Here is a 1,284-nt window from a genome sequence, read left to right as displayed (position 1 = left end):
AATGACCCAGACCTAAAGTGATACGTCGCGGTTTTTAGTGTATCGATGCCATCGCGTACTACACGTCCGGGAATTGAGATAAACCCCTGTTGGCTTTGGGATGAGCTACGAAAGAAGCTTGGCTGGTCGGCGCGACCCAACATCAACTTCATGTTGTGCCATTCCGCACGTTTATGAAGGAGACGAAAATCGAAGTCGATAACGTTCCAACCAACAATAACATCAGGATCGAACGACTTAAACCAAGCAATCAATGCTTCGAGTAGTGCTTTTTCATTTTGAACCCATTGAATATTTGTTTCAGCTGGTTCTGGTTCTCCAATCATAATGACTCGAGAGTCATGAGGGCTATCCAAACCGATGGAGTATAGAATGCCTTTTTCTGAACACTCCAAGTCTAGCGAAACGACATGCAACTTAGGCTCATAGTCACCACTTCGACACTTTGCATTCTGGATACGTTGAAAGCCATTTCGCGATTGCTGATGACCTGTAAACTCCACACTCCCTTTAATAAAGCGCTCCATTAGATAGCGGTCAGCGAGTCGTATATCGCCTTCGTAAGTCACGATATCTTGCTGTGAGAGCAGATCTTGTAATACGAGTGCTTCTTTGGTTACTTTCGTATAGCAAGCTGCGAGAGGGGTATGCTCGAACGTTTTCAGTTCAAGAGTTCGAATTTCAACTTGAATACTTTTCGATAGCGCCAGGTTTTGGGTTTGCTCAATGTGCTCTTGAGCGATGAAGAACACGGGTTTCTCACCATTGATCAATAGTTGAGTCGGACCTGCTTCTGTCGCGAGCCACAACTCTATCTGAGTTTGGCCTTTGATGTCTCGTGCTTGGCGAGTAAGTAGGAAACCTTGTTGGATGTTCAAAAGAGAGAAACCTTATAAATTTTTCAAGTCGCCATTCTAACATTATGGACTGTAAAAATAACCAGTAATAGAAAATGGAATTAGATACTTCTGCATAGTTACTTCTGGCTTGTTTAATCGGAGGTTTTTAGCAATTACAAATGGCTTAAAAAAGGATTTCTAGTTAACGATTTCTGTATATTAAACCACCAGATCTGCCAGTTGTTTTCTCGTTTGCAAGTTAAGTGATTCTCATATATCGAGGTTATATGGATATAGATACTTGATTTGTTGGGGGTAATGTTGTTAATTAGTTTTTCCTAGATTTCGGCTCTGCACATCACGCTCTGAAATAATAGAGTGGTTTATGAATAAGTTCTTGCTAAAGTTTGCGTTTCAGCACATATTCATAGAAAGCAATTTTTTG

At 41.1% G+C, this 1,284-nt stretch carries 1 protein-coding gene; it reads right to left on the bottom strand.

What is annotated here, in order from left to right; genetic code table 11:
• The coding region (locus R7O12_RS25385; RefSeq protein WP_318126827.1) for a 3'-5' exonuclease at positions 1-878 on the bottom strand (878 nt) is incomplete at its 3' end.
• Between the last annotated feature and the right edge of the window lie 406 nt (positions 879-1,284).

The organism is Vibrio sp. Vb1574, from assembly GCF_033338675.1.
The sequence above is the reverse complement of the archived record's forward strand: the minus strand, read 5'-3'. Positions and strand labels throughout refer to the sequence as shown.